Source organism: Pseudomonadota bacterium, assembly GCA_011049115.1.
Taxonomy (GTDB): Bacteria; Desulfobacterota; Anaeroferrophillalia; order Anaeroferrophillales; family Tharpellaceae; genus DSCM01.
In genome coordinates this window covers 1-6,177 of the sequence record DSCM01000128.1, presented here as the reverse complement: position 1 = coordinate 6,177, position 6,177 = coordinate 1, and the positions used below count along the sequence as shown (strand labels likewise).

The 6,177-nt window shown below is 59.2% G+C and carries 6 protein-coding genes; 2 read left to right on the top strand and 4 right to left on the bottom strand.

Annotated features, from left to right (window positions below; translation table 11 throughout):
* Positions 1-1,198 (top strand): peptidase M48 (locus tag ENN66_10855; GenBank protein HDS17080.1); only part of this gene is annotated, 1,198 nt, incomplete at its 5' end.
* A 29-nt stretch (positions 1,199-1,227) separates the two neighbouring features.
* On the opposite strand, the gene ENN66_10850 is transcribed toward ENN66_10855, so the two are convergent.
* From ENN66_10850 to ENN66_10840, 3 genes are all read right to left on the bottom strand, one after another.
* Positions 1,228-2,865, bottom strand: a complete 1,638-nt coding sequence (locus ENN66_10850; protein ID HDS17079.1) for a GDP-mannose dehydrogenase — start codon at positions 2,863-2,865, stop codon at positions 1,228-1,230.
* A gap of 312 nt (positions 2,866-3,177) precedes the next feature.
* Positions 3,178-3,780 (bottom strand): UbiX family flavin prenyltransferase, encoded by a 603-nt coding sequence (locus ENN66_10845; protein ID HDS17078.1) that lies wholly within the window; start codon positions 3,778-3,780, stop codon positions 3,178-3,180.
* The gene (locus tag ENN66_10840) at positions 3,761-4,162 is read right to left on the bottom strand and encodes a hypothetical protein (GenBank protein HDS17077.1); all 402 of its coding nucleotides are present in this window, start codon (positions 4,160-4,162) and stop codon (positions 3,761-3,763) included. Before ENN66_10840 ends, ENN66_10845 begins: the two co-directional genes overlap by 20 nt.
* 389 nt (positions 4,163-4,551) lie before the next feature.
* On the opposite strand from ENN66_10840, the gene ENN66_10835 reads away from it, so the two are divergent.
* Positions 4,552-4,770 carry a hypothetical protein gene (locus tag ENN66_10835; protein HDS17076.1) on the top strand — a complete coding sequence of 73 codons (219 nt, stop codon included), beginning with the start codon at positions 4,552-4,554 and terminating at the stop codon, positions 4,768-4,770.
* A 62-nt stretch (positions 4,771-4,832) separates the two neighbouring features.
* On the opposite strand, the gene glk is transcribed toward ENN66_10835, so the two are convergent.
* Positions 4,833-5,822 carry a glucokinase gene (gene glk, locus ENN66_10830; GenBank protein ID HDS17075.1) on the bottom strand — a complete coding sequence of 330 codons (990 nt, stop codon included), beginning with the start codon at positions 5,820-5,822 and terminating at the stop codon, positions 4,833-4,835.
* Positions 5,823-6,177 lie beyond the last annotated feature (355 nt).

The following is a 6,177-nucleotide window of genomic DNA, read 5'->3' as shown; positions in this document are numbered from 1 at the left end:
GGGCTGCCGGAAACTGCCCGATTCCCCTTTGCGCCGGGCCATCATCGAACTCTGCCGCCGGCAGCGGGTAGGCTGGCGGGAAATCATGCTCTGGCCGCCTTTCGAAGGGCGCATGGCGACCGCAGCCGTGGTCGGCGCCTTTCCCTGGAGCCGCTACCTCCTGATTACTCCCGATCTGCTGCGCCTGCTTGACGGAGAAGAGGTTCTGGCCGTGATGAGTCATGAGCTCGGCCATGTCCGCTATCGCCACCTGCTCTTTTTTCTGCTCTTTTTCGTAAGCTTCTTCCTTTTCAACTATCTCTATTTTGATCTTGCCCAGGCCTGGCTGCTGACCACGGACCCGATCCCGACCTGGCTCGAAAACAGCGGCAACGCTCAGGGGATACTGCTTTCCCTGCTGGAAATCGTGCCGCTGCTGCTGCTTCACCTGGTCTTTTTTCGCTATTTCTTCGGCTGGTTTCTGCGTAATTTCGAGCGCCAGGCCGATCTCGCCAGCCTCGATCCACCAAAGCTGACGCCGGCCCTGATCACGGCTTTCGAGAAGCTGGGCTATCTGCTCGGCTCCGCCGGAGAAAAACCCAACTGGCACCATTTCAACATTCCCCAGCGCCTGGAGTTCCTGCGCGCCGCTCAGATTGATCCACAACTGGCCCGGCGCCATCATCGGCGCCTGCAAAAAGCCCTGTCCCTCTACCTGATCAGTTTCCTGCTGTTGATCATTCCTGGCCTTCACTGGCAGAATACCGGGGCGACCGACAAGCTTCATTATCGCTACCTGACCCGGCGCGTCGAGCAATTGCTGCGCGAGAAACCCGATAACGCCCGTCTCTGGCTGGCTCTAAGCTCCATCCATCTTGAACGACAAAAGGAAATACCGGCCCTGCAAGCCCTGGAACAGGCCCATCAGCTCGACCCGAATGATCCGGAAACCATCAATAATCTGGCCTGGCTGCTGCTGACCATCGCCGACAGCGGTTTACGCGACTATGACCGGGCCTTTCTTCTGGCCGCCAAGGCGGCCGCCCTGCGGCCCGCGCCGCACATTCTCGACACCCTGGCCGAAGCCTACTGGCGCCGGGGCGACGCCGCGACCGCGATCGCTTTAGAAGAAGAGATTCTGGGCTCCACCGAGCTCGACAATCGGGAACACTATCTTAAACAGCGGGAAAAATTCAGCCGAAAGACCCTCAGTCTCTGATGGCCGACCGCGATCGGCCGAAAAGGAATTCAGCCGGCCGACTGCACTTCTTCCTTGAGGCGTTTCACATGCCCCCGGCCCAGGCCCTTGACCTCGCAGCCGAGACGAAAATACTCTTTGATCTGCGCGTCGGAAAGCATCGCGAAACAGTCCACGAGCAACAGCGGCGCGCCAACTTTTTGCACCAGCCAGCCGCTGGTAAGGGTTTTATAGGCTTCATGCCGGACGGCCAGAACCACGGCGTCGACCCCGACCAGGCTCGATTCCAGATCATTGCTGACGCGAAGATGGGTCAATTCTTCCTGATTACGGAAAAAACGGGACCAGGAATGTCCCGGCGCCGGATAGCTCTCCTGTTTTTCCAGTTCCCACCAATGCTTGACGTAGGGATCATGGACCAACACTTCCGCTCCCATTTCGGTCAATTTACGCACAATCAGTTCCGAACCGCTGTAGCGCGTATCCCCGACATCCTCACGGTAGGAAGCCCCCAGAACCAGCACCCGCGAGGCGGCCACGATCTTACCCTGATTACGCAGACCGTCCCGCACGAGTCCGGCCACATGCAGGGCCCGGGTATCGTTGATATCAATCACCAGCGGCGTCAGTTTAAAGATATCGTCTTCAAAACCCATCAGGGTATGGTAAGCCCAGACCCCGAGACCGCCATCCTTGGGCAGGCAATAACCGCCGATGCCGGGACCGGGGAAAATCATGTTGGAATGGGTCGGACGCACCTTGATCGCCGCGACGACCTTGGGCAGATCGACACCGTTGCGCTCGGCAAACAAACTCCACTCATGCAGAAAAGCCAGGGTCGTCGCCCGATAGGAGTTTTCCACGATCTTACAGGTCTCGCTTTCAATCGGCCGATCCATCACGGTCAGGGGGAAGTCACCGACATTAAGCACCTCGGAAAGAAAATCGACCACCCGCTTTCGGGCCGTGGCGTTGATGCCGCTGCAGACCCGCCAGAAATCCCGAATCGAGGCGACGTACTCCCGGCCCGGCATGACCCGTTCATAAGAATGGGCGAGTATCGGCTCAGCCTGCAGCCCGCGCTTAGCGAAAGCCCGCTTGATGATCGGATAGGCAACGTACTCGGTGGTGCCCGGCGGCACCGTGGTTTCGATCAGAACCAGGCATTCGGGCTGAATGTGCCGGCCGATGACGCCGAGGCTTTCCTCCAGGGCGGCGATATCGGCCCGGCCCTGACGCACATCTCCCAGACATTCCTTGAGATAATCACACTGCACATCGACGACCACGACATCGGCCAGGCCCAGGGCAAAATAGGAATAGGTCGCGGTCAGGGTTTTTTTGTCCCGCACACAGCGTTCAATCATCAACGCCACTTCCGGGTCCTCGGCCTCAACCGGAGCCACGCCGCGATTCAGATAATGAATTTTCCAGAAGGAACGCACCGACGGCCGCTGCATGCCGATCACAAATTTTCCTGACGCCCCCCCCGCGCGGGTCGAATCGGCCACCACTCCGGCCATCACCGCTCCGACAAAACCGACCCCGAGCACCACCACGATTTCGCGGCCCAGGGCCCGCTGTTCCGCCACGAGCGCGACCAGACGCTCATTTTCCGCCTGATAATCAAGCTCCCCCGGCAAGGTAAAGACCTCTCCCCCGGGAGACACCGAAACCTCTGCACCCATTGGTTCAACTCCTTTATGTTAGTAGTTTGCAGGTTATTTTCTTGTTTGTTTCAACGTTTTTCAGACAACAAAAACAAGAAAATGTTAAGTGCTTCACGGGTTATCCCCGAAGGGGATAACCCGATGAGGAAACTTATCCAACTCTGCTGGGCCTGATAAGAGCACTTATTTGTGACCAAAGGAAATACCTTTAGGTACGGGCCGTGAAGGCTCCCTTTTGGATTGCGGGATTTATTCCCGCATCAGGTTAAATAATAACGATGAAAAAATCTGGGGACATGATCCCGGGAAAATCTGGAAAAATCTGGGGAATCAGGTCATGTCCCCGGATTTTCCTTGTCCCCAGGCCTGATAAAGCTCATTTTCGATCCCGAACAGACTCATAACCCGACCGATGGTCTGATCCGCCATTTCGACAATGCCCGCCGGCCTTTGGTACAGCGCCGGCACCGGCGGCATGATGACGCCGCCCAGGCGGCTGACTTTAAGCATCAATTCAAGATGGCCGCTGTGCAGAGGGGTTTCGCGCACCAGCAGAAGCAAACGCCGGCGCTCCTTGAGCATGACATCGGCGGCCCGGCCCATTAAATCGTCGGCGAAGGAATTGGCGATGCCGGCCAGGCGCTTCATCGAACAGGGCGCGATCACCATTCCGGTCGCGGCAAAGGAACCACTGGCCGGAGCCGCGAAAAAATCGTCCGCGGCATGAGAATAGTCGGCCAGGGCCTGAAACTCAGCCAACCCCAGACGGCATTCATGCTCAATAATCCGGGCGGCTACCGGCGAGACGATCAGATGGCTCTCAACCCCGTCCGCCGCCCGCAGGGCGAGCAGCAGACGCTCGGCATACAGGGCTCCGGAAGCGCCGCTGACCCCGACCACGATAATTTTTTTTTCAATTTCCCCGGCTGCCATCGTTATCCTCCACCGGCCAGGCCGTTGAGATTTCCCGAGCCAGGAATCGCCACTCGGCCCGCACCAAGTCAAGCTCGGCGGGTTTCAGCCCGGGGAAATGCATCCCGACCACCATTCCGACCTTGCGCCCCAAGGCCCGCACCAGGATATCACTCATCTCCCGAGCCGCTTCATCATCGCGATGGCCGGGCGCGGTCAGGACCGAGGTCGAAGCCCGTGTTTCCCCCGGCGCGCCTTGACTTTCACGCGGCAGGCTCAGCGTCAGGGCGCCGAGATGTCCAACCCCGCCTTCGACCAACACGAAAAGATCGCCGCCCGCAAATTCATGCACCAGGGCGCGCAGGGGAAAAGGGCAGTTTTCCCGGCTGGTGAAAATCCGCATGCAACCTCGCTTTCAGCATCTTACACATACAGGTTATTTCCCGGCTTTACAAACCGGAAGTCCACCCGGCTCCGGCATTTCGGCGCGGCCCTGCGCCCACGCCGGAAGATTAAGGACTTGAAATTTTCCCGCGACGATATTAGATAAGACGCTTTCCGGACAACCCGGGTCGCCGCAACAGCGGAAAGTCGCGGCCGCGCCCAGCCACTGAAAAATCAGCGTCATGATAAACCGGTGACGATTTAACCCACAAACATCAGAGTAAACATTCGGCCCGGTGTTTATCCGCTCAAATTGAACCGCGAAATATTTTTGTTGATTCTCCGGGGACCCGATCCCGGAATATCCAAGTTTGAATAGTTACCATCAGACTATCATAAGGAGCCGTCATGTCTCAGGAAGTACCGCAGGTTAAACGTTTCCAGGTCGAGAAAGACCTGGTTCTCTCCTACAACCGCAAAGGCTGGGTTCTGATCGGCAACGACTCAGAATTCATCGCCTCCGACATCATCAACTCCAACCTCAGGGTGCCCTACAAAGACGGCAAGACCATGTTGGAGGTCATTGAAGAGGTTATCGCCAAGAATCTGGGACAAACGCTCGACTGAAGTTGCGAAAATGAGCTCCGGGCGCCAACCGGAGCCCGGTAAACACCCGCATCCGGCGATCTTCAAGCGGCTTTTCCGCCGAGCGCCGCCAGACGGGCCGCCCCCAGCAGCGCCGCCTGTTCATCGAGAACCACCCGCACCGGGACCCGGCTCAGCCAGGCCGCCATGCGCCCCTTGGCCTGAAACGCCCGCAGAAAGCCATCCTGTCGCAGACTGTTGATAATCTTAGCCGGGATGCCGCCGGCCAGATAAACGCCGCCGCCGGCCAGGCCGGTCAGGGCCAGATCTCCGGCCGCCGCGCCCAGCAGGGAGACGAACAGAGTCAAGGCCTGCCTGGCCGCGGGGTCGCCGTGTTCGGCGCTGCTGACCACGGCGGCGGCCGCAGTCGCCGCGACCGGAGAAATCACGGCCGGGTTCGAGGTTTCTCGACACCATTGGTAAATATTTAACAGGCCGGGGCCGGAAAGCAGATGTTCACGGCTGACCCGGCCATAACGTGCCCGCAGATAACGCCAGAGCTCAATTTCGGCCTCGTCGCGCGGGGCGAAATCGACATGTCCGCCCTCGGAAGCCACGATCAGGGGCAAGGCCGGACCTGCCGCCACCAGGAAAGCCATTCCCAGACCCGTACCCGGCGCCAGCACCGCGCTGACCGCCTCCCCGGCTCCCGGTCCCCCCGCCTGCAGCACCGCGAACTGATCGGCGGGCAGCCAGGCCAGCGCCACCGCCGTGGCGTAAAGATCATTGACCAGGCGCACGACCGCGATTTTCAGTTCCGCGCATAAACCGCTTTCATCGAGTTCCAGCCCCAGATTGGTCGCGACCACCCGGCCCCGGCAAAGCGGTCCAGCCACCCCGAAACAGGCCGATGGCACCTGCCCGAGCACTCCCTCCCGCTTCAGAAAGGCCCTGGTCCGCTCGACCAGTTCGACGCGAGCGCAGCTGGGAAACGTAACAAAAGCCTTTTGCGTCAGATGATCCGAAGCTTTAAGAAAAAGCCCGAGATTGGTTTTGGTCGCTCCGATATCACCGGCCAAAATCAGTTCCTTCATTGTGGATGTCGAATCATACCTCAAAATTTTCTACACCGACGAGCCGCGCCACGGCTTCATCCAGCCGCTCCAGATGACGGATAATGTCGGCCGGCGACAGGGTCTCCCAGTCCAGCGCGAGCAGACGCCGACCGGCTTTCAGCAAGGCCTGGTAATCACCCTGGGCCTGGGCGGCGATCATGGTGGCGAAACCGTAATTTTGGCCGGGCAGAGGCAGATCCTCGGTCCGGGCGCCGCTCAATTGCAGAAAAACACCGTGATTACCATCGCCTTTATGCAGCTGACCGGTTGAATGAAGATAGCGGGGACCGTAACCGAGCGTCACCGGCACCCGGCAGGCAGCCTGCAGATGCTC